General features: G+C 62.6%; 19 protein-coding genes. 7 read left to right on the top strand and 12 right to left on the bottom strand.

Annotated elements, in window-relative coordinates; genetic code table 11:
• Positions 1–17: 17 nt before the first annotated feature.
• The 9 genes from gltB to PSH84_RS06775 all read right to left on the bottom strand — a co-directional run bounded on the left by gltB (position 18) and on the right by PSH84_RS06775 (position 13,061).
• Positions 18–4,466 carry a glutamate synthase large subunit gene (gltB, locus tag PSH84_RS06815; protein WP_305469359.1) on the bottom strand — a complete coding sequence of 1,483 codons (4,449 nt, stop codon included), beginning with the start codon at positions 4,464–4,466 and terminating at the stop codon, positions 18–20.
• Between the two features lie 350 nt (positions 4,467–4,816).
• Positions 4,817–6,400, bottom strand: coding sequence for an AAA family ATPase (locus PSH84_RS06810; RefSeq protein ID WP_305482428.1), 1,584 nt, complete (start codon positions 6,398–6,400; stop codon positions 4,817–4,819).
• 10 nt (positions 6,401–6,410) lie between these two features.
• Complete coding sequence (gene aroB, locus PSH84_RS06805) at positions 6,411–7,511, bottom strand: 3-dehydroquinate synthase (protein ID WP_305469357.1); 1,101 nt, start codon at positions 7,509–7,511, stop codon at positions 6,411–6,413.
• A gap of 148 nt (positions 7,512–7,659) precedes the next feature.
• Positions 7,660–8,178 (bottom strand): shikimate kinase AroK, encoded by a 519-nt coding sequence (gene aroK / locus PSH84_RS06800; protein ID WP_122565305.1) that lies wholly within the window; start codon positions 8,176–8,178, stop codon positions 7,660–7,662.
• 4 nt (positions 8,179–8,182) lie between these two features.
• Entirely contained in the window at positions 8,183–10,270 is a 2,088-nt protein-coding gene (locus tag PSH84_RS06795) for a type IV pilus secretin PilQ (protein ID WP_305469355.1), read from the bottom strand.
• A gap of 13 nt (positions 10,271–10,283) precedes the next feature.
• A complete protein-coding gene (locus PSH84_RS06790) occupies positions 10,284–10,814 on the bottom strand; it encodes a pilus assembly protein PilP (RefSeq protein WP_305469354.1) in 531 nt (176 codons plus the stop codon).
• Positions 10,811–11,434 (bottom strand): type 4a pilus biogenesis protein PilO, encoded by a 624-nt coding sequence (gene pilO, locus PSH84_RS06785; RefSeq protein ID WP_122565302.1) that lies wholly within the window; start codon positions 11,432–11,434, stop codon positions 10,811–10,813. Before pilO ends, PSH84_RS06790 begins: the two co-directional genes overlap by 4 nt.
• The gene (locus tag PSH84_RS06780) at positions 11,431–11,997 is read right to left on the bottom strand and encodes a PilN domain-containing protein (RefSeq protein ID WP_122565301.1); all 567 of its coding nucleotides are present in this window, start codon (positions 11,995–11,997) and stop codon (positions 11,431–11,433) included. Before PSH84_RS06780 ends, pilO begins: the two co-directional genes overlap by 4 nt.
• The gene (locus PSH84_RS06775; RefSeq protein ID WP_122565300.1) at positions 11,997–13,061 is read right to left on the bottom strand and encodes a pilus assembly protein PilM; all 1,065 of its coding nucleotides are present in this window, start codon (positions 13,059–13,061) and stop codon (positions 11,997–11,999) included. The genes PSH84_RS06780 and PSH84_RS06775 overlap by 1 nt, the downstream gene beginning before the upstream one ends.
• 208 nt (positions 13,062–13,269) lie before the next feature.
• Here PSH84_RS06775 and PSH84_RS06770 point away from each other — a divergent pair, with 208 nt between their 5' ends.
• On the top strand, positions 13,270–15,714 hold the full coding sequence (locus tag PSH84_RS06770) for a penicillin-binding protein 1A (RefSeq protein WP_439653599.1): 2,445 nt from the start codon (positions 13,270–13,272) through the stop codon (positions 15,712–15,714).
• A 556-nt stretch (positions 15,715–16,270) separates the two neighbouring features.
• On the opposite strand, the gene PSH84_RS06765 is transcribed toward PSH84_RS06770, so the two are convergent.
• From PSH84_RS06765 to rpmE, 3 genes are all read right to left on the bottom strand, one after another.
• Complete coding sequence (locus tag PSH84_RS06765) at positions 16,271–17,539, bottom strand: malic enzyme-like NAD(P)-binding protein (RefSeq protein ID WP_053117649.1); 1,269 nt, start codon at positions 17,537–17,539, stop codon at positions 16,271–16,273.
• A gap of 184 nt (positions 17,540–17,723) precedes the next feature.
• Entirely contained in the window at positions 17,724–18,506 is a 783-nt protein-coding gene (locus PSH84_RS06760) for a thermonuclease family protein (protein WP_122565298.1), read from the bottom strand.
• 41 nt (positions 18,507–18,547) lie between these two features.
• A complete protein-coding gene (gene rpmE / locus PSH84_RS06755) occupies positions 18,548–18,772 on the bottom strand; it encodes a 50S ribosomal protein L31 (protein ID WP_122565297.1) in 225 nt (74 codons plus the stop codon).
• A 288-nt stretch (positions 18,773–19,060) separates the two neighbouring features.
• On the opposite strand from rpmE, the gene PSH84_RS06750 reads away from it, so the two are divergent.
• The 6 genes from PSH84_RS06750 to PSH84_RS06725 all read left to right on the top strand — a co-directional run bounded on the left by PSH84_RS06750 (position 19,061) and on the right by PSH84_RS06725 (position 26,752).
• Entirely contained in the window at positions 19,061–21,280 is a 2,220-nt protein-coding gene (locus PSH84_RS06750; RefSeq protein WP_305482427.1) for a primosomal protein N', read from the top strand.
• Between the two features lie 264 nt (positions 21,281–21,544).
• Complete coding sequence (argS, locus tag PSH84_RS06745; RefSeq protein WP_305469351.1) at positions 21,545–23,281, top strand: arginine--tRNA ligase; 1,737 nt, start codon at positions 21,545–21,547, stop codon at positions 23,279–23,281.
• Position 23,282: 1 nt separating this feature from the next.
• On the top strand, positions 23,283–23,987 hold the full coding sequence (locus tag PSH84_RS06740) for an SPOR domain-containing protein (RefSeq protein WP_030140998.1): 705 nt from the start codon (positions 23,283–23,285) through the stop codon (positions 23,985–23,987).
• A gap of 300 nt (positions 23,988–24,287) precedes the next feature.
• Positions 24,288–24,818, top strand: coding sequence for an ATP-dependent protease subunit HslV (hslV, locus tag PSH84_RS06735; RefSeq protein WP_003196958.1), 531 nt, complete (start codon positions 24,288–24,290; stop codon positions 24,816–24,818).
• A 50-nt stretch (positions 24,819–24,868) separates the two neighbouring features.
• Entirely contained in the window at positions 24,869–26,206 is a 1,338-nt protein-coding gene (hslU, locus tag PSH84_RS06730) for an ATP-dependent protease ATPase subunit HslU (protein ID WP_053117636.1), read from the top strand.
• A gap of 168 nt (positions 26,207–26,374) precedes the next feature.
• Positions 26,375–26,752 (top strand): gamma-butyrobetaine hydroxylase family protein, encoded by a 378-nt coding sequence (locus tag PSH84_RS06725; protein ID WP_305482426.1) that lies wholly within the window; start codon positions 26,375–26,377, stop codon positions 26,750–26,752.
• Positions 26,753–26,784 lie beyond the last annotated feature (32 nt).

The raw sequence follows: 26,784 nt of genomic DNA, 5'->3' as shown, positions 1-26,784 counted from the left end.
AACTCTTCAGGCGCATATCACTGCGGGTTGGCACGAGTGCTGGAAAGCAACGACTTCAGGTTGGCAGCCTTGGGCTTGACCAGCCAGAAACGGCGCAAGTAGTCATCGAGGTTCTCGGCGAGTTCACGACCCCACTCGCTGTCGGTTTCCGCGACGTACTCATTCAGCACGTTTTGCAGGTGGCTGCGATAGGCTTCCATCGCCTCGCCGCTGATCCGCTGGATTTCCACCAGTTCGTGGTTGACCCGGTCAACGAAGGTGTTGTCCTGGTCGAGCACGTAGGCGAAACCGCCGGTCATGCCAGAGCCGAAGTTATAACCGGTCTTGCCCAGCACGCAGACAAAACCACCGGTCATGTACTCGCAGCAGTGATCGCCGGTGCCTTCCACCACAGTGTGGGCCCCGGAGTTACGCACGGCAAAACGCTCGCCCGCAGTGCCGGCGGCGAACAGCTTGCCGCCCGTGGCGCCGTAGAGGCAGGTGTTGCCGATGATGGCACTGTCCTGGGTCTTGTAGACGCTGCCCTTGGGCGGAACGATGACCAGCTTGCCGCCGGTCATGCCCTTGCCCACGTAGTCGTTGGCATCGCCTTCCAGGTACATGTTCAGGCCACCGGCGTTCCAGACGCCGAAGCTCTGGCCTGCGGTACCCTTGAAGCGGAAGGTCACCGGCGCCTTGGCCATGCCCTGGTTGCCGTGCTTGCGGGCGATTTCGCCGGAGATCCGCGCGCCGATGGAACGGTCGCAGTTGCAGATGTCCAGCTCGAACTCGGCACCGCTCAGGTCGTTGATCGCCGCAGCGGCCATGTCGACCATCTTCTCGGCCAGCTCACCCTTGTCGAAGGGCGGGTTGCGGTCGACCTGGCAGAACTGAGGTTTGTCCGCCGGGATGAGGTCGCTGCCCAGCAACGGGGTCAGGTCCAGGTGCTGCTGCTTGGCGGTCTGGCCCTCGATCACGTCCAGCAGATCGGTACGGCCGATCAGCTCTTCAAGGGAGCGCACGCCCAGCTTCGCCAGCCACTCACGGGTCTCTTCGGCCACGTAGGTGAAGAAATTCACCACCATGTCGACGGTACCGATGTAGTGGTCCTTGCGCAGCTTGTCGTTCTGGGTCGCCACGCCGGTGGCGCAGTTGTTCAGGTGGCAGATGCGCAGGTATTTGCAACCCAGGGCGATCATCGGCGCGGTGCCGAAGCCGAAGCTCTCGGCGCCGAGGATGGCGGCCTTGATCACGTCCAGGCCGGTTTTCAGGCCGCCGTCGGTCTGTACCCGGACCTTGCCGCGCAAGTCGTTGCCGCGCAGGGTCTGGTGGGTTTCGGCCAGGCCCAGCTCCCACGGCGCGCCCGCGTACTTGATCGACGTCAGCGGCGATGCACCGGTGCCGCCGTCGTAGCCGGAAATGGTGATCAGGTCGGCATAGGCTTTGGCCACGCCGGCCGCAATGGTGCCGACGCCAGCTTCCGCCACCAGCTTCACCGAGACCAGCGCCTTGGGGTTCACCTGCTTGAGGTCGAAGATCAGTTGCGACAAGTCTTCGATCGAGTAGATGTCGTGATGCGGCGGCGGCGAGATCAGGGTCACGCCAGGGACCGCGTAACGCAGCTTGGCGATCAGGCCGTTGACCTTGCCACCGGGCAACTGGCCGCCTTCGCCGGGCTTGGCGCCCTGGGCTACCTTGATCTGCAGCACTTCAGCGTTGACCAGGTATTCCGGCGTCACACCGAAGCGGCCGGTGGCCACCTGCTTGATTTTCGAACTCTTGATGGTGCCGTAGCGCGCCGGGTCTTCACCGCCTTCGCCGGAGTTGGAACGCGCACCGAGGCGGTTCATGGCTTCGGCCAGGGCTTCGTGGGCTTCCGGGGACAGGGCACCGAGGGAGATACCGGCGGAATCGAAGCGTTTGAGCACCGACTCCAGCGGCTCCACTTCGCTGATGTCCAGCGGCGTGTCCAGGGTCTTGACCTTGAGCAGGTCGCGGATCATCGACACCGGACGGTTGTCCACCAGCGAGGTGTATTCCTTGAACTTGCTGTAGTCGCCCTGCTGCACGGCCGCTTGCAAGGTGTTGACCACGTCCGGGTTGTAGGCGTGGTATTCACCGCCATGGACGAACTTCAGCAGGCCGCCCTGCTGGATCGGCTTGCGCGGACTCCAGGCTTCGGCAGCCAGGGCTTTCTGCTCGGCTTCGATGTCGACGAAGCGCGCACCCTTGATGCGGCTCGGCACGCCACGGAAGCTCAGCTCGCAGACTTCTTCGGACAGGCCGATGGCCTCGAACAGTTGCGCGCCACGGTACGAGGCGATGGTCGAGATGCCCATCTTCGACAGGATCTTGAGCAGCCCCTTGGTGATGCCCTTGCGGTAGTTCTTGAACACCTCATAGAGGTCGCCCAGCACTTCACCGGTGCGGATCAGGTCGCCCAGCACTTCATAGGCCAGGAACGGATACACCGCCGAGGCACCGAAACCGATCAGCACCGCGAAGTGGTGCGGATCGCGGGCGGTGGCGGTTTCCACCAGGATGTTGGAGTCGCAGCGCAGGCCTTTTTCGGTCAGGCGGTGGTGCACCGCACCGGTGGCCAGCGAGGCGTGGATCGGCAGCTTGCCCGGAGCGATGTGGCGGTCGCTGAGGACGATCTGGGTACGCCCGGCGCGCGCGGCTTCTTCAGCCTGATCGGCCACGTTGCGGATCGCCGCTTCCAGGCCGACGCTTTCGTCGTAGTTCAGGTCGATGACCTGACGCGCGAAGCCCGGACGGTCGAGGTTGGTCAACGAACGCCACTTGGCCGGGGAAATGACCGGCGAGCTGAGGATCACCCGCGAGGCGTGTTCCGGCGACTCCTGGAAAATGTTGCGCTCGGCACCGAGGCAGATTTCCAGGGACATCACGATCGCTTCGCGCAACGGATCGATCGGCGGGTTGGTCACCTGAGCGAACTGCTGGCGGAAATAGTCGTACGGCGTGCGCACACGCTGCGACAGCACGGCCATCGGCGTGTCGTCACCCATGGAACCGACCGCTTCATAGCCCTGCTCGCCCAGCGGACGCAGCACCTGGTCACGCTCTTCGAACGTCACCTGGTACATCTTCATGTATTGCTTGAGCTGGTCGACGTCATAGAAAGCCGAGCCGTGGTCGTTGTCTTCCATGGTCGCCTGGATGCGCAGGGCATTCTTGCGCAGCCATTGCTTGTACGGATGACGGGACTTGAGGCGGTTGTCGATCGCGTCGGTGTCGAGGATCTGGCCGGTCTCGGTGTCCACGGCAAAGATCTGGCCCGGACCTACACGGCCCTTGGCGATGACGTCTTCGGGCTGGTAGTTCCAGACGCCGATTTCCGACGCCAAGGTGATGAAACCGTTGGTGGTGGTGACCCAGCGCGCCGGACGCAGACCGTTACGGTCCAGCAGGCACACAGCATAGCGACCGTCGGTCATGACGATACCGGCCGGGCCATCCCACGGTTCCATGTGCATGGAGTTGTATTCGTAGAAGGCCCGTAGGTCCGGGTCCATGGTCTCGACGTTCTGCCACGCCGGCGGCACCAGCATGCGCACGCCACGGAACAGATCGATGCCACCGGTCACCATCAGCTCCAGCATGTTGTCCATGCTCGAGGAGTCCGAGCCCACGCGGTTGACCAGCGGGCCGAGCTCTTCGAGGTCCGGCATCAGGTCGTTGGCGAACTTGGTGCGACGGGCCACGGCCCAGTTGCGGTTGCCGGTGATGGTGTTGATCTCGCCGTTGTGGGCGAGGAAGCGGAATGGCTGGGCCAGCGGCCATTTCGGCAGGGTGTTGGTGGAGAAGCGCTGGTGGAACACGCAGATCGCGGTTTTCAGGCGCTCGTCGCTCAGGTCCGGATAGAAGGCGGTGAGGTCCGCCGGCATCATCAGGCCTTTGTAGATGATGGTCTTGTGGGAAAAGCTGCAGATGTAGTGGTCGGTGTCGGCGGCATTGGCCACGGACGAACGACGACGGGAGCTGAACAGCTTGATCGACATGTCCTGGTCGCTCAGGCCTTCGCCGGCGATGAACACCTGTTCGATCTGCGGCAGGCGCTCGAGCGCCAGGCGGCCGAGGACGCTGGTGTCGATCGGCACTTTGCGCCAACCAACCAGTTGCAGGCCGGCGGCCAGGATCTCGCGATTCATGTTTTCGCGAGCCGCCTGGGCCTTCACCGGGTCCTGGTTGAAGAACACCATGCCCACGGCGTACTGCTTGGGCAGGGTCACGCCAAACGTTTCCTGGGCTACGGCACGCAGGAACTCGTCGGGTTTTTGAATCAGCAAGCCACAACCGTCACCGGTCTTGCCGTCGGCGTTGATCCCACCGCGGTGGGTCATGCAGGTCAGGGCCTCAATGGCCGTTTGCAAAAGGGTATGACTGGGCTCGCCCTGCATATGGGCTATCAGGCCGAAACCGCAGTTATCCTTGAATTCATCTGGTTGGTACAGACCTGCTTTCATAGACACTTTCTCACCAGGCTGCCTCTAATCGAGGCAAATTTCTTTTCAATTCAACCAGTTGCATGCCGCGCCGAACGTACGCCAGCTTTGCGGGGGCAAAAGGGAGGTCATTGTACACACCGACACAGGGGCTCACAAATTTGACGACGAACTGTCGCAAATCCATGTCGCATTTGTGAAAGGTTTAAAGCTATATGCTGTGCTAGTCAAAACTTTTTTGGGTTTGACCGCTACGACTCAAACGCTACTGTGACGCAGACACCACAAGGCGCGCGGCCTGAAAGGTCGCCCGCCCTTGCGGAAATTTTGAGGTTGCCGGGAGAGGCGGCCTGGGTAAGGCCGCCGAATCTTCAGCGAGTTGCTGCCAGTTCCTGTTGGACGCTGGCGACAGTGCGAGGCCAAGGTTTACCAGCCTGAACCTTCGCTGGCAAGGCCTTGATGGCGGAAACGGCCGCATCACGGTTGGCAAAGCTGCCGTAGGTGATGACATACAGCGGCTTGCCGTTGAGCACTTTCTTGAAATAACGATACTCGCCGCCCTGCTCCTTGACGAAGTTCTGCGCCGCGGTTTCGGAACTGGTGCCGAGGATCTGCACCACGTAGTTGCCCGGTGCCTGGCCGGCGTACCAGCTACCGCCCGCGGCCTTGGCCGGGGCAGCAGGCTTAGCCGCAGGTGCTGGCGCCGCTGGCTTGGCCGCTGGCGCTGGAGTCGGTGCAGGCTTGGCGGTGGCCACCTGGGTCGGCGCAGGGGTCGGCTTGGCAGTCGGAGCAGGCGTTGGCGTTGGTGCAGGACCCGCCGGCACGCCCGCAGGCGGTGCGGTAGTGGTCACGGTCGGCGGCACGTCACTGCTGTCGTCGATCGGTGGCGCTGCGCCGTCGTCGCCTTCGGTGATGCCTCCGGCCGCTTCGGCCAGCGGGCCACGCATGACCGGCTGCGACTGGCCGACCAGCGGCAGCGGCATCGGCTGGGTGTTACCGGCGAACTCCACGGCCGGCGCGCCACCGTTGGGTTGCGGCGTACCTTGGCCGAGGGGCAGTTGCGCCTGTTCGTTGGCTGGGGCACCCGTGGTGGGTGCCTTGGTGCGACCCGGCATCAGCCAGGCGGCGGCAACCGCGACCACGACCACGGCGGAAATTGCCAATACGTGTTTCTTCGGCATGTTGAACCCCATACTTGGACGCTTCACCGCTGAGCGGCTGGCAATCATGACTTCGATCAGAGCATCGCGGGCAACCTGGTTGATGTTGCCAGGCCAGCCGTCGGAGCTTTCGTGAATCTCAGAGATCTGATCGGCGGTGAAAAGTTCGATACCCCGGCCCGCGCCTTCAAGGCGCTGGGCCAAATATTCACGCGTCTCTTCCTCGGTGTAGGGCGCCAGTTCGATGACATGGAAGCGCTCTTCCTCGAGGTTCAACTGGTCCAGGTCGGCGATCAGCGAGGACTCGCCAAACAGGAACACATGAGGGCGTCCCTCCGGCGCACCGGCCGCCAAGGCCAGCAGGGCTTCGAGGGCCGACTCGTCGAGTTGCTCGGCATCGTCCACGAGCAGATAGACTTCCTGCCCGGTCAGCGCCAGTTGCACGATCTGCTCGAGAATTGCACCAACTTCGGCCTGGGCGACGTTCAGCGCCTGGGCCACCTGGCGCAACACACCGGCGGCATCGCCGGCGCCACGGGCCGACACCACCACGCTTTGCACGGACTGTTTGTTGGTGCTGGCCACCAGGGCCTGGCGCAGCAAGGTCTTGCCGCTGCCCTGGGGACCGGTGACTACCAGAAGCAACTGGCTGTAGCGCGCCAGATGATGCAACTGGCCCAGCACCGGCTTGCGCTGGGCGGGGAAGAACTTGAAGCCCGGGACCCGTGGGGCAAAAGGGTCATGACTCAATTGGAAATGGCCGAGGAAAGCCTCGTCGGCATGCAAACTAGTCATCGGAGTCTTATTAACCTTTAAGCTGAGCCAGGGCGCGGTAGTCCGCTCCCAGCGTGGCCTGTAGAACTTCTTTCGGATAATCGTCGGTCACCACCGCTTCGCCCATGTGGCGCAGCAGCACCAGGCGCAGACGACCGTCGATCACTTTTTTGTCGATTGCCATGTGTTCAAGAAAATCCGCCTCGCTCATTTCCTCGGGCGGAACCACCGGCAGCCCGGCGCGCTGGAACAGACGAATACCGCGATCACGCTCCTGTTCGCTGATCCAGCCCAGGCGCGCGGACATCTCCAGGGCCATGACCGTACCGGCCGCAACCGCTTCACCGTGCAGCCAGACACCATAGCCCATGTGGGTTTCGATGGCATGGCCGAAGGTGTGTCCCAGATTAAGGGTGGCGCGCACCCCGGATTCACGCTCATCGGCACCGACCACGGCAGCCTTGGCGGCGCAGGAGCGCTCGATGGCGTAGGTCAGGGCCGCTTGATCCAGCGCACGCAGGCGGTCGACGTTCTCTTCGAGCCAACCCAGGAACGGTTCGTCGCAGATCAGCCCGTACTTGATGACTTCCGCCAACCCCGCAGACAGCTCGCGGGCCGGCAAAGTATTGAGGGTGGCGGTGTCGATCAGCACCACGTTGGGCTGATAGAACGCGCCGACCATGTTCTTGCCCAGCGGATGGTTGATCCCGGTCTTGCCGCCCACCGACGAGTCGACCTGCGACAGCAGCGTGGTAGGGATCTGGATGAAATCGACGCCGCGCTGATAACAAGCGGCGGCAAAACCAGCCATGTCGCCGATCACGCCACCGCCCAGGGCAATCACCGTGGTGCGGCGATCGTGCCGTGCGGTCAGCAGGCCGTCGAAAATAAGTTGCAGGGTTTCCCAGTTCTTGAAGGCTTCGCCGTCGGGCAATACCACCGAAATGACCGAAAAGGCCGACAGGCTGCGGGTCAGACGTTCCAGATACAGAGGCGCGACGGTTTCATTGGAAATGATCGCCACTTGCCGCCCGGCGATATGCGGCGCCAGCAGTTCGGGCTGGTCCAGCAAGCCTTCGCCAATATGAATCGGGTAGCTGCGCTCGCCCAGGTCGACCTTAAGTGTCTGCATGTGTCCCCACAGAGAAGATGGAATCAGGCGTCCTGCCTGCAATTAACGAAAGTCCACGGTGCTTGTTCCCACGCCAGTTAATGGCCATCCGCCACGCCCCAGCCGGGCCATGACGGGACGTCGAGGATAGCGCATTTCGCCAGGCGCATTAACGGGGCGGTAGTTGTTGAAGGCGCTCGAGGATGTCCAGCACCACCATCCGCGGCGGCCGCTCGTCGGTTTCCACCACCAGGTCGGCGATCTCCCGATACAGCGGGTCGCGCAGCGCCAGCAGGTCGCGCAGGGTCTTGGCCGGGTCGGCGGTGCGCAACAGCGGCCGGTTGCGATCCCGGGCGGTGCGGCCGACCTGCTGCTCGACAGAGGCGTGCAGATAGACCACTCGTCCGCCGGCATGCAGCGCCCGACGATTGGCTTCGCGCATCACGGCGCCGCCACCGGTGGCCAACACCACGCCCTCGAACGCGCACAATTCGGCGATCATCGCCTGCTCACGGTCACGAAAGCCCGGCTCGCCTTCCTTATCGAAGATCCATGGGATATTGGCACCCGTGCGCAATTCAATTTCCTTGTCGGAATCTTTGAACGGCAGGCGCAGCTCTTTGGCCAGCAAACGGCCGATGGTGCTTTTTCCAGCGCCCATCGGCCCAACAAGAATCAAATTTCGCACAGAATCAACGACTCACAGCAATCGCCTGGTTATTCATGATACGCGGAGTGAGGAACACCAGCAGCTCGGATTTTTTCTCCGAAACCACATCACGCCGGAAAAGGCGGCCAAGATACGGCACATCGCCAAGAAATGGCACCTTATCTACGACCTTGCTCTGAGTATTTGAGAAAACCCCGCCAATCACAATGGTCTCGCCATCATTGACCAGGACCTTGGCGTTGACTTCGTTTTTCTTGATCGGTGGCACTTCCTGCACCTTGTTCAGGTAATCAGGCTCATCCTTGGTGACCTTGACCTCCATGATGATGCGGTTGTCCGGGGTGATTTGCGGGGTCACCTCCAGCGATAGCGAGGCCTCCTTGAACGACACCGAGGTGGCGCCGCTGGAACTGGCTTCCTGATAAGGGATCTCCGTGCCCTTGAGGATCTTTGCCGTCTCCTTGTCAGATGTCACCACCTTGGGCTGGGAGACAATTTCGCCGTTGCCGGTTTTTTCCATGGCAGTCAGCTCAAGGTCCAGCAACACGTTGTCGGTGATGAACGCAATGCCGATCCCCGAGGTATTACCCGAGGCACCCAGGTCGACGAACGGCTGGTTGGTGCCGGTACTGCCCGGCGTGCCGATGGTCGTGGAGGTGCCAGTGGTCACCCCCGAGGAGTTCCAGTTGCCCTTGTTCTGTATCGACCCGCCCCAGCGCACGCCCAGGCTTTTGTCGTAGTCGACATTGGCCTCGACAATCCGCGCCTCGATCATCACCTGGCGCACCGGAATATCCAGCTGTGCCACGATCCGGCGCAGTTCGTCGAGCCGGTCCTGGGTCTGGTAGGCAATGATGTTGTTGGTTCGCTCATCGACCGTGATCGTGCCGCGCTCGTCGGCTTTCGCCTCGGCACTGGTCACCGACTGGAACAACTTGGCGATGTCCGCCGCCTTCGCATAGTTGACCTGCAACAGCTCACGCCGCAGCGGCGCCAGGTCGGCAATCTGCTTCTGCGACTCCAGTTCCTGGCGCTCGCGCGCCGCGATTTCATCGGCCGGCGCCACCAGCAGCACGTTGCCGACCTTGCGCTTGTCCAGGCCCTTGGTCTTGAGCACCAGGTCCAGCGCCTGGTCCCAAGGCACGTTCTGCAACCGCAGGGTTATGCCACCCTGCACTGTGTCGCTGGCCACCAGGTTCAGGTTGGTGAAATCGGCAATCAGTTGCAGGACCGAACGCACTTCGATGTCCTGGAAGTTGAGCGAGAGCTTCTCGCCGCTGTAGGCGGCGCGGTCGGCATTGCGTTTTTGCAAGTCGTCCACGGTCATGGGCCGGACGCTGACGGTGAGCTTGTTGTCGGTCTGGTAGGTCGAGTAGTCGAAGGTGCCGCTGGGCTCGATGCTGATGGTCGCCCGGTCGCTGCCAGCGCTGGCATTGACGAATTGCACCGGGGTGGCGAAGTCCTTGACGTCCAGGCGCACCCGCAGTGGCTCGGGCAATTGGGTCCTGGCGAAATTGAGGATGATCTTGCCTTCGCGCTCCTGGATGTCCGGGGCGATGGATGGATCGGACAAATCGATCACCACGTTGCCTTCGCCCTGGGTCCCGCGCTGGAAATCCACCCCACGAATCGCCTTGCCCGCCGGCGCACTGGCCCGCGCGGGCGCAGCGCTGGCAACCGCCGGGCGCGGGGCCTGGGCAGAGGGCTTCGAAGCAGTATTCTTCGGGGTCTGGCCCTTGCCAACCACCACGAACAGGTTATTGCCTTCGACCCGGGTTTCATACGGCGCCAGTTGGGTCAGGCCGATGATCAACCGGGTGCGATCCCCCGCCTCGACCACGGTGGCGCTGCGCGCATTGCCCCCGCCCAGGTCGTGACGCCTGTTGGTCAGTTGATTGGTCACGCCTGGCAGGTCCAGGGCAATCCGGGCCGGCTGTTCGGTGGTGTAGCCCCGGGGTGTTGGCGGCGGCCCGTCGAAGGTGAGCTTCAACTCGACACGGTCCCCCGGCAACGCCGCCACATCCAGCGTCTTCAGACTGGCCCCAAGAACCATCGGCGACAACAGCGCTATCCATAGCGAAATACCGAGGGCTGAAAAAATCCTGTTCATTGTTCGAGTTCCACTATGAATGCTCTTTCAAAGGAATGGTCCGTGGTCGCTCCAGCCAGGCACCCTCGCCATCGGGAACGATTTCGACCACATCGACCTGGGTGGCGCTGATGGCGACGATCCGCCCGTCATTGCGCCCCAGATAGTCACCGACCTTGAGCCGATGCACCCCGCCCGCGCCCCGCAGGAGCGCGAAGGAGCCACCGGCGTTGGAGATCGTACCGACCATTTCAAACTGCTCGATGTTGAAGCCTTCCAGGTATTGCTTGACCCGGTTGGGGTCGGGCCGGACGTTGCGCGAGCCGCGCTGCCGGTCGGCCTGGTCGACGCGGACCTGCCGGGAAAACGGGCTGCGCAGGTTCGCGGCGCTGTAGGTAAAGGTCTCGTAGGGTCTGAACGTCGGCGTCGGCTCGATCTTGCCGGGCGGACGCAGACGCACTTCGTTCATGTAGGCGTCCAGGTCGCTGAACCCGTTGTCGTTGTTGCAGCCCGCCAGCGCGACCAGGCCTGCCAGCAGGCAGAGGCGACACACCAGCGGCCTCATGGCTGGGCCTCCTGCTCGTTGTAGCGGTAGGTCTTGGCCTGGATGCTCATGCGCAGCTTCGTGCCTGCCTCGGGCTCCATCGGCGCAATTTCGAAATCGTGCAGCGTGACAATCCGGGGCAGCCCGGCCACCCCACTGACGAATGTCGCCAGGTCGTGATAGCCGCCGGTCACGGTGATCTGGATCGGCAGCTCGATGTAGAACGGTTGGGTGACTTCCGGCAGCAGCTTGATTTCCTCGAACTCCAGGCCGCTGCCCAGGCCGGTGCGAGTAATGTCTTCCAGCAGGCCCGGCACTTCGGTATCGCTGGGCAATTGCCGCAACAGCACACCAAAAGACGCTTCCATCTGCTTCATCTGCTCGGTGTAGCGTTCCAGGTTTGCGGCCATGTGCGCCTTGCCCGCGAATTGTGCCTTGAGGGTGTTTTCTTCCTCGCGCACCTGCTGCAGCTGGTTTTCCAGATCACTCAAGGCAAAGTTATAGCCCAGCCCCAGCACCAGGACCACCAGCAGGACGCCGGCCAGCCATTTGATCGGTGCCGGCCAGGAACCGATGTTGTTGGTGTCCAGGTCACTGATGTCGATCTTGCGCAGCGCGTCGAACCACTCTCCAGGCTTCATTGAGCGTCCTCCACTTCGACCGGGCGGGTCTGGCGAACCGTCAACTGGAAAACGTTGGCCTGGTCGAGCTGACCGGCGGTGGTGGCCTTGACCTCCGTCAAACTGGGCGCATCGAACAGGTCCGACGAGTCCAGGTTGCGCATCAGGTCCGAGACCCGGTTGTTCGATTCCGCGGCCCCCTTGATGAAGAGCGTCCGATCTTCCATCTTCACTTCGGTGAAATACACCCCGTCCGGCAAGGTTCTCACCAACTGGTCGAAGATGCGCCCGCTGACCGGTCGGTTCCCTTGCAAGTCCTGGATGATGCGCATGCGCTCCAGCAATTGCTGACGACGGGCTTTCAACTCGCTGATCTGCTTGATGCGCTCGTCCAGCACGGCGATCTGCTCGGAGAGGTGACTATTGCGGGCGACCTGGTGGTCGATGGCGCTGTCGAAGTAGCGCACGGCGACCAGGACCACGCCGACCGCCCCGACCAGCGCCCCGACCAAGGCCAGCAGAAAGCGCTTGCGCCGCTCTTCGCGCAGCTCTTCACGCCAGGGAAGCAGGTTGATCCGCGCCATCAGTCGAAACTCCTGAGGGCCAGCCCACAGGCAATCATCAGCGCCGGCGCATCACTGGCCAGGGCACCGGCATTGACCTTGCTGCTCAGGGCCATGTTGGTAAACGGGTTGGCCACCTGGGTCGGCGTGCCCAGGCGCTGCTCGATCAGCCGATCCAGGCCGGCGACCGACGCCGTGCCCCCGGCCAGCAGAATGTGGTCCACCGCGCTGTACTGGCCCGAGGCGAAGAAAAATTGCAGGGACCGCGAGACCTGCTGCACCAGGGCCTCGCGAAAAGGTTGCAGCACTTCGCTGAGATAATCGTCCGGCAACCCACCCTGCTTCTTTGCCAGGCCGGCCTGTTCGGGTGTCAGGCCGTAGCGGCGCTGAATTTCATCGGTCAACTGGCGCCCGCCGAACAATTGTTCGCGGGTATAGATGATGCGCCCGTTGTGCAGCACGCTGAGGGTGGTCATGGTGGCGCCGATGTCGATGACCGCCACCGTCAGCCGCTCCTGGGACGCGGCCAGTTGCGTGGCGAGCAGGCCAAAGGCTCGCTCCAGCGCATAAGCCTCCACATCGACCACCCGGGCCGTCAGCCCGGCGAGCGCCAACGCGGCCTCGCGAACCTCGACGTTTTCCTTGCGACAGGCCGCCAGCAGCACTTCGACGCGCTCGGCGCTGCGCGGCGAAACGCCCACCACTTCGAAATCGATGGCCACCTCATCCAGCGGATAGGGAATGTATTGATCGGCCTCGATCTTGAGCTGGTTCTCCATGTCGTCGTCGGAGAGGCCCGCGTCCATCTCGATGATCTTGGTGATCACCGCCGAGCCCGCCACGGCCACCGCCACGCTACGCAAGGGCGTCTTGGCCTTGGCCAGCAGCCGCGACAACGCCTGGCCCACCCCTTCGAGTTCGGCGATGTTCTTCTCGATCACTGCATTGGCCGGCAACGGTTCGACCGCGTAGGACTCGACGCGGTATCGCTCGCCCTGGCGACTCAACTCGAGCAGCTTCACCGACGTCGAACTGATGTCGATCCCCAGAAGTGCATGGGCTTTTTTATTGAAGAGTCGTAGCACTACCAATTCCCTATGACTATCCGTGAGTTACGGACTCTCTAATATGCATTGCGTTCAATCACCGCCGTCCGACGGACGTCCGGATGGCGTTCCCGACGAAAAAAAATGCTTATAATGCCCAGCGTTTTTTTTCGCTTTGTTGCAAGCACGGGTCCATCCCTGCACCTGGCGCCTTTTTCATTCTTTGCCTGGATATCCAAAAGCCTTGATTCGTCTGCTGAAATTTTTCGGATGGTCCATCGTCGCCGTTTTCTGCGGACTGCTCTTGGGCCTGAGCGGTGCTTTTCTTTACCTTAGTCCGGGATTGCCGTCCGTGGAGGCGCTGAGAAGTATTCAGTTGCAGATTCCTTTGCGGGTGTACAGCAGCGACAACAAGTTGATCGCCGAATTTGGCGAAATGCGCCGTACACCGATCCGTTTCGCCGACATTCCCCCCAATTTCATCAATGCGTTACTAAGTGCTGAAGACGATAACTTCGCCAACCACTATGGCGTCGATCCCGGCAGCCTGATGCGCGCTGCCAGCCAGTTGATCAAGAGCGGGCACATCCAGTCCGGCGGCAGCACCATCACCATGCAGGTGGCCAAGAACTTCTTCCTGACCAGCGAGCGCAGCTTCTCGCGCAAGACCACCGAAATTCTGCTGGCCCTGCAGATCGAGCGACAGCTGACCAAGGATGAAATCCTCGAGCTGTACGTGAACAAGATTTACCTGGGCAACCGCGCCTACGGCATCGAGGCGGCGGCACAGGTGTATTACGGCAAATCGATCCGCGATGTGAGCCTGGCGCAGATGGCGATGATCGCCGGCCTGCCCAAGGCACCGTCGCGCTTCAACCCGCTGGCCAACCCGGCGCGTAGCAAGGAACGTCGCGACTGGATCCTTGGGCGCATGTACAAGCTCGGCAAGATCAGCGAGGCCGACTACACCGCCGCGATCAATGAGCCGCTGAACGCCAGCTATCACGTGCCGACTCCGGAAGTGAACGCCCCGTACATCGCCGAGATGGCCCGTGCCGAGATGGTCGGGCGCTATGGCAGCGACGCCTACACCGAAGGTTTCCGCGTGACCACCACGGTGCCAAGCAACTTGCAGGAAATGGCCAACACTGCATTGCACGAGGGCCTGATGACCTACGACCAGCGCCACGGCTACCGTGGCCCTGAATCGCGCCTGCCGGGCAAGACCAAGGAGGCCTGGGCCCTGGAGCTGACCAAGCAGCGCACCATCAGCAGCCTGGAGCCGGCGATCGTCACCTCGGTGGACAAGGACGGCATCAAGGTGCTGACCCGCAACGGCGAGCTGGAAGAACACGTGGCCTGGGACACCATGAAATGGGCCCGTCCGTTCCTCAATACCAACAGCATGGGCGCCAACCCACGGCAGCCGTCGGACGTTGCCCAGGTCGGCGACCTGATCCGCGTCCAACGCCAGGCGGACAACACGCTCAAGTTCAGCCAGATCCCGGCCGCCCAGGGCGCGCTGGTGTCCCTCGACCCGCAGAACGGCGCCATTCTTTCGCTGGTGGGTGGCTTCGCCTTCGAGCAAAGCAATTACAACCGGGCGCTGCAGGCCAAGCGCCAGCCGGGCTCGAGCTTCAAGCCATTCGTCTACAGCGCCGCGCTGGATAACGGCTACACCGCCGCCAGCCTGGTGAACGATGCGCCGATCGTGTTCGTCGATGAGTACCTGGACAAGGTCTGGCGCCCGAAGAACGACACCAATACGTTCCTCGGCCCGATTCGCCTGCGCGAGGCGCTGTACAAATCCCGCAACCTGGTATCGATCCGTCTGCTGCAGGCGCTGGGTGTGGACCGCACCATCGACTACATCAGCAAGTTCGGCTTCAACAAGCAGGACCTGCCGCGCAACCTGTCCCTGGCCTTGGGCACCGCGACCTTGACGCCGATGGAAATCGCCACGGGCTGGAGCACGTTCGCCAACGGCGGCTACAAGATCACCCCGTACATCATCGACAAGATCGAAAGCCGCAACGGCGAGACGTTGTTCGTCGCCAACCCGCCACGGGTTCCCACGGGCGAGCAGGTCAGCGATGGTGTCGCCGCACCGTCCACCGACACGTTCACGGTCAATGCGACGCCAGGCGAAGCCACCACGCCCCCGGGCCTGCCGCAAGCGCCCGCCGTGGCGGAACGCATTGTCGATGGCCGCACCACCTTCATTCTCAATAGCATGCTGCAGGACGTGATCAAGCTCGGCACCGGCCGTCGCGCGCTGGCCCTGGGCCGCACCGACCTGGCGGGCAAGACCGGTACCACCAACGAATCCAAGGACGCCTGGTTCTCCGGCTACAACGCCGATTACGTGACCACGGTCTGGACCGGTTTCGACCAGCCCGAAAGCCTGGGTCGCCGTGAGTTCGGCGGTACCGTGGCGCTGCCGATCTGGATGACCTACATGGGCGCCGCCCTCAAGGACAAGCCGCCGCACACCCAGCCGGAACCGGAAGGCATCCTCAGCCTGCGGGTCGACCCAGTCAGCGGCCGCGCGGCCACGCCGGGCACCCCAGGGGCGTACTTTGAACTGTTCAAGAGCGAAGACACGCCGCCGTCGGTCAACGAGCTGGGCAACGGCGTCGCACCGGGTAGCCCGCTGCCGGCGGACGAAGCGGCACCGATCGATCTGTTCTGACCGCCCCCAACCCAAAAGCCCTGCCTTCGCGAGAAGTGCGGGGCTTTTTTTGGCCGCACCATTCCTGATGTGGGAGCAAGCCACAGGGGCTGGATTGACGTTCAAGCGTTGGGCTGAAAGGCCTGGGGTGAATTGAAGAATGTCATCGCAAGCAAGCTCGCTCCCACAGGGGACTTTTGGCGGTCGCACAATCAATGTCTATCGCCGGACCAATGTGGGAGCGAGCTTGCTCGCGATGGCGGCAGCCCAGGCAACCCAAACCCCGTGGCGAGGGAGCTTGCTACCGCTGACCTGCGCAGCAGGCCCCTGCATGCCTATAGACAGACCGAATTGCCCGGTTTGCGGCCGCTGCGCAGCCGAGCGGGGGCAAGCTCCCTCGCCACAGGGATTGGATTGAGGCTCAAGCGTTGGGCTGAAAGGCCTGGGGTGAATTGAAGAATGTCATCGCAAGCAAGCTCGCTCCCACAGGGGACTTTTGGCGGCCATAAAAAGTGGCGGCCAATAAAAAGCCCCGGCTCACAGGAGCCGGGGCTTTTTATTGAAGCGCTACAACGGCTTAGCCGTTGAACACGTCATCCACGCTCTTGAGCGGGTAGTTCTTCGGATACGGCAGGGTGGCCACGCCCGTCTCGATGGCGGCCTTGGCCACGGCGTCGGAGATCAGGGTGATCAGGCGGGCGTCCATGGGTTTCGGAATGATGTACTCACGACCGAATTCCAGCTTGATGCCGCCGTAGGCGTCGCACACTTCCTGAGGCACCGGCAGCTTGGCCAGTTCACGCAGGGCGTTGGCGGCCGCGACTTTCATCTCTTCGTTGATGCGCTTGGCGCGAACGTCCAGGGCACCACGGAAGATGAACGGGAAGCCCAGCACATTGTTGACCTGGTTCGGGTAATCCGAACGGCCAGTGGCCATGATCACGTCGTTGCGAGTCGCGTGAGCCAGCTCCGGGGAGATTTCCGGGTCCGGGTTCGAGCAAGCGAACACGATCGGGTTCGGCGCCATGCGCAGCAGGTTTTCCGGGCTCAGCAGGTTCGGACCCGACAGGCCAACGAACACGTCGGCACCGTCCAGCGCGTCCGCCAGGGAGCGCTTGTCGGTCGCGTGGGCGAAGACGGCCTTGTACTGGTTCAGGTCGTCACGGCCGGAGTGGATCACGCCGGTACGGTCGACCATGAAAATGTTTTCGATCTTGGCGCCCATGCTCACCAGCAACTTCATGCAGGAGATGGCCGCAGCGCCGGCACCCAGGCAAACGATCTTGGCTTCCGGCAGAGTCTTGCCGGCGATTTCCAGGGCGTTGATCATGCCAGCCGCGGTGACGATGGCGGTGCCATGCTGGTCATCGTGGAATACTGGAATGTCGCACTGTTCGATCAGGGCGCGCTCGATCTCGAAGCACTCAGGTGCCTTGATGTCTTCCAGGTTGATGCCACCGAAGGTGATGGAGATACGCTTGACGGTGTCGATGAAGGCTTGCGGGCTCTCGGAGTCGACTTCGATGTCGAATACGTCGATACCGGCGAAGCGCTTGAACAGCACGCCCTTGCCTTCCATGACTGGCTTGGAAGCCAATGGGCCGAGGTTACCCAGGCCGAGAATCGCGGTGCCATCGGAAATGACTGCAACCAGGTTGCCTTTACCGGTGTATTTGTAGGCCAGTTCAGGGTCGCGAGCGATTTCGCGGACTGGTTCGGCTACGCCGGGGCTGTAGGCCAGCGACAAGTCGCGAGCAGTAGCGGTGGCCTTGGTGAGCTCGACACTCAGCTTTCCTGGACGAGGATGCGCGTGATATTCGAGAGCGGCAGTTTTCAGATCAGACATGTGGGCATTCCGCTTTTTACTGTGTTGGACAGACGGACCGCCGAGGATACGCGCCTCGCAAAGTCCCTACAAGACTGACCAGTCACTGCTGTCAAGCGCCCTGCCCTACGACTTTGGGCCAAGAGCCGCGAAACACAAGGGCTAGATGCATACAATTCGAAAGAATAATGTCTACAATTTTTTCTTACAGAACCGCTTCCAACATGGCCGGATCGGTCAGCGGCAACATCCATCGCGCCTGTCCGGCCTTGTTGCCGCCACGCCGGGCGCGGTCGACGACCCAGCCACGGGCCTCGATTTTGCGGCCCTTGAGCCGCTCCAGGGCCGAGGCGTCGAAGCGCCTCTGCATACCGGGCGCAACGTGCAGGACAACCGGCCCCTGCAATTCAATCCAGATACCACCGCGATTGCGTCGCACGCTTTCTACACGCCCACTCGTCAGCACGAAACCGGGCGCATTGATCTGCTCCGCTCGCACGACGGGGGATTTTTTCCAGAGACCGGATCCGGTTTGCCGCGCATGACGTTCGGCCATTTGCTGGCAACTGACCAGGTCGACGTTCGGCGCGACCGCCACCAGAAACCCCAGCCCCTCGGCAATCAAGCGCTCTTCGAGGTTCTCGCCCTGGGCGTTGTAGACATGGGCCAGCGTACGGCCGTAGTCATCGCGGTCGTCCTTGCCAGGCAATACGCCCACCCGGCCATGGTTGGCGGCCACCAGGGCTTCGAGTCGCTGGCGTGCCGCCACGGCGAACGGCTCGTCGGCGCGGCCGCGCTTGCCCAACTCAGGGCTGTTCAGGCCGATCATCCGAATGCGTCGGCCATCCTCCAGGTACAAGGTGTCGCCATCCACCACGCGCTGCACCGCCACCTGGGGTAGGTTGCCCGGCGAAGGACAGGCCGCCTGGGCACCACAGAACCAAATCGCAGACACAAAAAAGGCGCCCGCAAGGGACGCCTTTTTCATCACTCTGGAGAAGCCGGAACGACTTTCCAAAATGATCAGCCTCAGGCTTTTGGAGCAACTTTGCCGAAAGCACCGAAACGATCGGCGAACTTCTGAACGCGGCCGCCGGTATCCAGAGTCTTTTGCTTACCGGTGTAGAACGGGTGGCATTCGTTGCAAACGTCGATCGCCAGGGCTTTGCCGTAGGTCGAACGCGTTTCGAACTTGTTGCCGCAGCTGCAGGTTACGGCAATTTCTGGGTATTCCGGATGGATATCGGTTTTCATGCTGTTTTCCTCAGGCTAGCGTGCCGCCACCCAACACTATTGTTGAATACCGCACGTAATTAGGCCGCGGATTCTACCAGACATCGTCGTTCGCGCAAGCTATGCCTTGTACCAACCGTCTGCTAGGCTCCCGCCCTCAGCACAATCCCTGTGGGAGCGAGCTTGCTCGCGATAGCGGCGATTCAGTCAGCATCAATGTGACAGAACTGACGCCATCGCGAGCAAGCTCGCTCCCACATTGAATCGCGCTAAGCCTTGCGAATTTGTCCGCCTACCGAGATCCCCCGCGTGCCCGACGCCATTCTGCGCCTCGCCCTGCCTTCGCCCCTGCGCCGCCTGTTCGACTACCGCGCCCCGGCCGGGATCCTGCGCGCCCAGTTGCAGCCGGGCATGCGCCTGCGGGTACCGTTCGGCCGGCGGGAAATGATCGGCATCCTGGTGGAGGTCACCGATCACAGCGAGGTCCCGGCCGACAAGCTCAAGCCAGCCCTGGCCCTGCTCGATGCCACGCCGCCGCTGCCTGCATCGCTGTTCAAGTTGTGCCTGTGGACGTCCCAGTATTACCAGCACAGCCTCGGCGACACCCTGAGCTGGGCGCTGCCGGTGTTGCTGCGCCAGGGTGAGCTGGCCGAGGCGCGCCAGGAGCGATTCTGGTCGGTGGCGCCGGGGGCTTCGCTGGACGATCCACGCATCGCCCGCGCCCCGCGCCAGCGCGAAGCCTTGGCGACCCTGGCCCAACATCCCCATGGCGTGGCTCATCAACTGCTGAGCAAACTGATGCTCAGCAAGGACAGCCTCGATCTGTTGCTGGCCAAGAACCTGGTCCAGGTGGAGGTCCGCCGGCACGCCCCCGGCGCCCGCCATGAACATTGGCTGGCCCAGCCGGAACTGCCGCTCAACGCCGAACAGCGGGCCGCTTGCGAAGCGATTCGTGCAGGTTTCGACAGTTATCACGCCTTTCTGCTGGCGGGCGTCACCGGCAGCGGCAAGACCGAGGTCTACCTGCAACTGATCCGCCAGGCCCTGGAGGCCGGCAAGCAGGCCTTGGTGCTGATTCCGGAAATCAACCTCGGCCCGCAGACCCTGGCGCGTTTCGAGCAACGCTTCAATGCGCGGATCGCCCTGGTGCACTCGGCGGTCAACGACCGCGAACGCCTGGAAGCCTGGCTCGCCGCCCGCGACGGTGAGGCCGACATCATCATCGGTACCCGCTCGGCGCTGTTCACGCCGATGAAAAACCCCGGCCTGATCATCATCGACGAAGAGCACGACGGCTCCTATAAACAGCAGGAAGGCCTGCGCTATCACGCCCGCGACCTGGCGCTGGTGCGCGCCCGCCAGGAAAACATCCCGATCGTCCTCGGCTCGGCGACGCCCTCGCTGGAAAGCTTGCACAACGCCTACACCGGTCGCTACGGCCTGCTACGCCTCAACGAACGGGCCGGCGGCGCCAAGCAACCGCGCTTCCTGCGCCTGGACGTGAAAAGTCGACCACTGGACAGCGGTATTTCCGGGCCGATGCAGCAAGCCATCGGCCAGACCCTGGCCGCCGGGCAACAGGTCCTGGTGTTCCTCAATCGCCGGGGGTTTGCCCCGACCCTGCTGTGTCACGACTGTGGCTGGATGTCTGGGTGTGAGCGCTGCGATGCGCGGATGACCGTGCATCAACGCCATGGCGAGCTGCGTTGCCACCATTGCGGCCACGCCGAACGCGTGCCAAGGCATTGCCCGCAGTGCGGCAAAGTGGACTTGCGCCCGGTCGGTGCCGGCACCGAGCGCGCTGAGGAACGGCTGGGTATCCTGTTCCCCGATTACCCGGTACTGCGGGTGGATCGCGACAGCACCTCGCGCAAGGACGCGATGAATCAGCTGTTCGCGACGATCCAGAAGGGCCAGCCATGCATATTGGTGGGCACGCAGATGCTCGCCAAGGGGCATCACTTCCCGCGAGTCACGCTGGTGTCGATCCTCGACGCCGATGGTGGGTTGTTCTCCGGCGACTTCCGCGCCAGCGAGCGCATGGCGCAGTTGATTGTCCAGGTCGCAGGCCGGGCCGGGCGGGCCGAGGAGCCGGGCAAAGTGATTATCCAGACGCACTTGGCCGATCACCCGCTGTTGATCCAATTGACCGAGCAGGGTTATTTCGCCTTCGCCGAACAAGCCTTGAGCGAACGCCGCAGCGCCGGCCTGCCGCCCTTTGCTCATCTGGCGCTGTTGCGGGCCGAAGCCCACAAGCCCGGGCAAGCCGAAGGTTTCCTCGATGAGGCCTGCAGCGAGGCCGAGCGTTTGCTGGCAGAGCAGAGCCTTACCGGCATCGAACTATTGGGCCCGGTGCCAGCTCCGATGGAGCGGCGGGCCGGGCGCTACCGGGCGCAGCTTCTATTGCAGGCCAACGCCCGGGCGCCGCTGCATCGACTGCTGAGTGCCTGGCTGCTGGTGCTGGAACAGATGCCCAGCGGGCGGGCGGTGCGCTGGTCGCTGGATGTGGATCCGGTGGATTTGTATTGAATAGACCACATGCCCGCCCCCTGTGGGAGCGAGCTTGCTCGCGATAGCGACGGCACAGCCGACATCACCGTGACTGACCCACCGCTAATCGCGAGCAAGCCCGCTCCCACAGGGGATCGCGTACATCCAGGCCACCAAGAATAATCACCACACATCCCCAACCGACCCGCTACAGTTGGCAAGCTCGCCCGCGCCACGGATAATGCCCAGTTTATCCACCAGCGCATCGAAGCGCCGCCGCGCCTGCGGTTGAAAGAGAAGACCATGAAAGACACCATTCGCCAGCTCATCCAGCAAGCCATCACCCAACTCGTCACTGAAGGTGTGCTGCCAGAAGGCCTGTCGCCGGCGATTCAGGTCGAGAACACCCGCGACAAGACCCACGGCGACTTCGCCAGCAACATCGCGATGATGCTCGCCAAGCCGGCCGGCATGAAACCTCGCGACCTGGCGGAGAAAATCATCGCCGCGCTGCCGGCCGACGAGAATGTCAACAAAGCCGACATTGCCGGCCCCGGGTTCATCAATTTCTTCCAGAACACCCAGGCCCTGGCTTCGCGCCTGGACGCAGCCCTGGCCGACGAGCGCATTGGCGTTCGCAAGGCCGGCCCGTTGCAGCGCACCGTGGTCGACCTATCGGCCCCCAACCTCGCCAAGGAAATGCACGTCGGCCACCTGCGCTCGACCATCATCGGCGACGGCGTGGCCCGGGTCCTGGAGTTTCTTGGCGACACCGTTATCCGCCAGAACCACGTTGGCGACTGGGGCACCCAGTTCGGCATGTTGATGGCCTATCTGCAGGAAAACCCGATTACCAGCGATGAGCTGTCGGACCTGGAGAATTTCTACCGCGCCGCCAAGCAACGCTTCGACGAGTCCCCCGAGTTCGCCGACCGCGCCCGTGGCCTGGTGGTCAAGCTGCAGGCCGGCGATGCCGAGTGCCTGGCGCTGTGGAGCAAGTTCAAGGACATCTCCCTGTCCCACTGCCAGAAAATCTACGAGCTGCTGAATGTCAAATTGACCATGGCCGACGTGATGGGGGAAAGCGCCTACAACGATGACCTGGCCAACGTGGTCAACGACCTCAGGGCCAAGGGCATGCTGGTGGAAAGCAACGGCGCCCAGTGCGTGTTCCTCGACCAGTTCAAGACCGCCGACGGCGAGCCGCTGCCGGTGATCATCGTCAAGGCCGACGGCGGCTACCTCTACGCCACCACCGACCTGGCGGCCGTGCGCTACCGCAACAGCGTGCTCAAGGCCGATCGAGTGCTGTACTTCGTCGACCAGCGCCAGGCCCTGCATTTCCAGCAAGTGTTCGAAGTGGCGCGCCTGGCCGGCTTCGTGACCCGCCCGATGGAAATGGAGCACATGGGCTTCGGCACCATGAACGGCGCCGACGGCCGCCCGTTCAAGACCCGCGACGGCGGCACGGTGAAGCTGATCGACCTGCTGACCGAAGCCCAGGATCGCGCCTACACCCTGGTCAAGGGCAAGAACCCGGACCTGGCCGAGGACGAACTGCGCAAGATCGCCAAGGTCGTGGGCATCGACGCGGTGAAATACGCCGACCTGTCCAAGCACCGCACCAGCGACTACAGCTTCAACTTCGACCTGATGCTCAACTTCGAAGGCAACACCGCGCCGTACCTGCTGTACGCCTACACCCGCGTGGCCGGAGTATTCCGCAAGCTCGGCAAGAGCTTCAGCGAAGTGGACGGCCAGATCGTCCTTGAAGCAGCTCAGGAACAGGAGCTGGCGGCGAAACTGGCGCAGTTCGGCGAGGTCCTGAACAACGTCGCCGACAAGGGCACGCCACACACCTTGTGCGCTTACCTGTACGATGTGGCCGGCCTGTTCTCCAGCTTCTACGAGAACTGTCCGATCCTCAGCGCACCGACCCCAGAGCAAATGCAGAGCCGCCTGCGCCTCGCCGCGCTGACCGGGCGCACGCTCAAGCAAGGCCTGGAACTGCTGGGCCTGGAAACCCTGGAGCGCATGTAAGTTGGCCGCCAAGAAAAAACCTGCACCCAAGCGCGGCGCCAGTCGTTACCAGCCTCCAGCCAAAAAACCGATTCCAGGTTGGTTGTGGATGGCCATCGGCCTGACCGTCGGCGCGTTCATTGTGTTCTTGATGAAGCTGGAGCCGGGCCAGGGCGATGACGTCAAGCGCGTCCGGCAAGAGCAGCAGAAAGCCACGCGTATCGCCGAGGCCAACAAGACCCCGCCGAGCCCGACGCAACCGGTGAAGCCGAAGTACGACTTCTACACGTTGCTGCCGGAATCGGAAGTCATCGTGCCGCCCGATGCCGTGCCGGAGAAAACCCTGCCGACGCCGCAAGTGCCACAGGTGCCCACCACGCCGGTGACCCCGGCCGAAGCGGCGAAGATCGACACCGCTCGCGCCCAGGCGGCCCTGGCCGGCATCACGCCGCCACCGGCCCCACCGGTGCAGAAAGCCGCACCGGTGACGAAGTTCTTCCTGCAGGCCGGCTCGTTCCGCAAGGAAGCCGACGCCGACAAGGTCCGCGCACAGATCATTCTGCTGGGCCAGTCCGTGTCCGTGGAGTCCGGGACGGTGAAGGACGAAACCTGGTACCGGGTACTGGTCGGCCCGTTCAGCAACCGCGAGGAACTGACCAAGGCCCAGAAACAATTGGCGGGCAGTGGTTTCAGCAACCTGTTGTTACAACAACGCCAGAGCCGCTGATCCAGGCGACACGCCCCCCCCTTGTGGCGAGGAGATTTATCCCCGCTGGGGCGCGAAGCGGCCCTAAAAACCTGCCGCCTCGGTGTGTCAGGGCCGAATACATCAAGCTTTTGGGGCTGCTGCGCAGCCCAGCGGGGATAAATCCCCTCACCACAGTAAGCTCCCCTCGCCACAAAAGCCTCTGCCAAAAAAGGCGGGGGACCGCTCATCCCCTCTGCGCCCCCGCAGTTGAAAAACCCCACGCCACCCCCATATGAGTTCCATCCGGGCATTTTCGCCCCGCTGCGTGGAGACTCTCCCTTGACCACCATCGTTTCAGTCCGCCGTCATGGCAAAGTCGTCATGGGCGGCGACGGCCAGGTTTCACTGGGCAACACCGTGATGAAAGGCAACGCGAAAAAAGTCCGTCGCCTATATCACGGCGAGGTCATCGCCGGTTTCGCCGGGGCCACCGCCGACGCCTTCACGCTGTTCGAACGTTTCGAAGGCCAGCTTGAAAAACATCAGGGCCACCTGGTCCGTGCCGCCGTGGAACTGGCCAAGGAATGGCGCACCGACCGTTCCCTGAGCCGCCTCGAAGCCATGCTCGCGGTCGCTAACAAGGACGCCTCGCTGATCATCACCGGCAACGGCGACGTCGTTGAGCCCGAAGATGGCTTGATTGCTATGGGTTCCGGCGGCGCCTACGCCCAGGCCGCGGCCAGCGCCCTGCTGAAAAAAACCGACCTGTCGGCCCGTGAGATCGTCGAGACTGCCTTGGGCATCGCCGGCGACATCTGCGTCTTCACCAACCACACCCAGACCATTGAGGAGCAGGACCTCGCCGAATAAGCCTGCCACCCGCGCACCGGCTCATTCTTGCTTGAGGACCGCCAATTATTATGTCCATGACTCCCCGCGAAATCGTCCACGAACTCAACCGCCATATCATCGGCCAGGACGATGCCAAGCGCGCCGTCGCCATCGCCCTGCGTAACCGCTGGCGCCGGATGCAGCTGCCCGAAGAGCTGCGCGTCGAAGTGACCCCCAAGAACATCCTGATGATCGGCCCGACCGGTGTCGGCAAGACCGAAATCGCCCGGCGCCTGGCCAAGCTCGCCAATGCGCCGTTCATCAAGGTCGAAGCCACCAAGTTCACCGAAGTCGGCTATGTCGGTCGCGACGTCGAGTCGATCATCCGTGACCTGGCCGACGCCGCGATCAAGTTGCTGCGCGAACAGGAAATCACCAAGGTCCGCCACCGTGCCGAAGACGCCGCCGAAGAGCGCATCCTCGACGCCTTGCTGCCACCGGCGCGCATGGGCTTCAACGCCGACGCCGCCGCGACCCAGGATTCCAACACCCGCCAGCTGTTCCGCAAGCGCCTGCGCGAAGGCCAGCTGGACGACAAGGAAATAGAGATCGAAGTGGCCGAAATGGCCGGCGTCGACATTTCCGCGCCGCCGGGCATGGAAGAAATGACCAACCAGTTGCAGAGCCTGTTCGCCAACATGGGCAAGGGCAAAAAGAAAAGCCGCAAGCTCAAGGTCAAGGAAGCACTGAAGCTGGTGCGCGATGAAGAAGCCGGCCGCCTGGTCAACGAAGAAGAATTGAAAGCCAAGGCGCTGGAAGCGGTCGAGCAGCATGGCATCGTGTTCATCGACGAAATCGACAAGGTCGCCAAGCGCGGCAATGTCGGCGGTGCCGATGTGTCCCGCGAAGGTGTACAACGCGACCTGCTGCCGCTGATCGAAGGCTGCACGGTCAACACCAAGCTGGGCATGGTCAAGACCGACCACATCCTGTTCATTGCTTCCGGTGCCTTCCACCTGAGCAAACCGAGCGACCTGGTGCCGGAGCTGCAGGGTCGCCTGCCGATCCGCGTCGAACTCAAGGCGCTGACGCCAGAAGACTTCGAACGCATCCTGAGCGAGCCCCATGCGTCCCTGACCGAACAGTATTGCGCGCTGCTCAAGACCGAAGGCCTGAGCATCGAGTTCACGCCAGAAGGCATCAAGCGCCTGGCCCAGATCGCCTGGCAGGTCAACGAGAAAACCGAGAACATCGGCGCCCGTCGCCTGCACACGTTGCTCGAACGCTTGCTCGAGGAAGTGTCGTTCAGCGCCGGCGACCTGGCCAGCGCCCACAACGAAGCGCCGATCCTCATCGACGCCGAGTACGTCAACAGCCACCTGGGTGAATTGGCGCAGAACGAAGATCTGTCGCGGTATATCCTGTAAGCCACTGACAGGTTTCCCGGAACCTGTGGGAGCGAGCTTGCTCGCGATGGCGGCATAACATTCAACCCATATGTTGACTGTCAAACCGCTATCGCGAGCAAGCTCGCTCCCACATGGACCGCGTCGCTTTTGCAGATCAGGGTGTCCTTCAGAGACGGATCACAAGCCATGACCAAACTCCCCACCGCCATCAACCTGCACAAAGCCTCCAAGACCCTGACGCTCAAATACGCGCCGGACGAGGAGTACCACCTGCCCGCCGAATTCCTGCGGGTGCATTCGCCTTCCGCCGAGGTCCAGGGCCATGGCAAACCTATCCTGCAATACGGCAAGCTCAACGTCGGCCTGACCAAGGTCGAGCCGGCCGGTCAGTACGCACTGAAACTGACCTTCGACGACGGCCACGACAGCGGATTGTTCACCTGGGACTATCTCTACCAGTTAGCGGTGCGCCAACAAGACCTGTGGAACGATTATCTCGGCGAGATCAAGGCCGCCGGAAAAACCCGCGATCCGGACGCGTCCGTCGTCAAGCTGATGCTCTAACTCAAGGGCTGGCGCTTTAGGGCGATTTTTCT

The sequence above is a fragment of the Pseudomonas beijingensis genome (assembly GCF_030687295.1).
GTDB classification, from domain to species: Bacteria; Pseudomonadota; Gammaproteobacteria; order Pseudomonadales; family Pseudomonadaceae; genus Aquipseudomonas; species Aquipseudomonas beijingensis.
The sequence above is the reverse complement of the archived record's forward strand: the minus strand, read 5'-3'. Positions and strand labels throughout refer to the sequence as shown.

Bases quoted from the DNA above. Each gene is read 5' to 3' on its own strand.
- gltB (WP_305469359.1), bottom strand. From the start codon at position 4,466: ATGAAAGCAGGTCTGTACCAACCAGATGAATTCAAGGATAACTGCGGT.
- PSH84_RS06810 (WP_305482428.1), bottom strand. From the start codon at position 6,400: ATGACTAGTTTGCATGCCGACGAGGCTTTCCTCGGCCATTTCCAATTG.
- aroB (WP_305469357.1), bottom strand. From the start codon at position 7,511: ATGCAGACACTTAAGGTCGACCTGGGCGAGCGCAGCTACCCGATTCAT.
- PSH84_RS06795 (WP_305469355.1), bottom strand. From the start codon at position 10,270: ATGAACAGGATTTTTTCAGCCCTCGGTATTTCGCTATGGATAGCGCTG.
- PSH84_RS06790 (WP_305469354.1), bottom strand. From the start codon at position 10,814: ATGAGGCCGCTGGTGTGTCGCCTCTGCCTGCTGGCAGGCCTGGTCGCG.
- pilO (WP_122565302.1), bottom strand. From the start codon at position 11,434: ATGAAGCCTGGAGAGTGGTTCGACGCGCTGCGCAAGATCGACATCAGT.
- PSH84_RS06780 (WP_122565301.1), bottom strand. From the start codon at position 11,997: ATGGCGCGGATCAACCTGCTTCCCTGGCGTGAAGAGCTGCGCGAAGAG.
- PSH84_RS06765 (WP_053117649.1), bottom strand. From the start codon at position 17,539: ATGTCTGATCTGAAAACTGCCGCTCTCGAATATCACGCGCATCCTCGT.
- PSH84_RS06760 (WP_122565298.1), bottom strand. From the start codon at position 18,506: ATGAAAAAGGCGTCCCTTGCGGGCGCCTTTTTTGTGTCTGCGATTTGG.
- rpmE (WP_122565297.1), bottom strand. From the start codon at position 18,772: ATGAAAACCGATATCCATCCGGAATACCCAGAAATTGCCGTAACCTGC.
- argS (WP_305469351.1), top strand. From the start codon at position 21,545: ATGAAAGACACCATTCGCCAGCTCATCCAGCAAGCCATCACCCAACTC.
- hslU (WP_053117636.1), top strand. From the start codon at position 24,869: ATGTCCATGACTCCCCGCGAAATCGTCCACGAACTCAACCGCCATATC.
- PSH84_RS06725 (WP_305482426.1), top strand. From the start codon at position 26,375: ATGACCAAACTCCCCACCGCCATCAACCTGCACAAAGCCTCCAAGACC.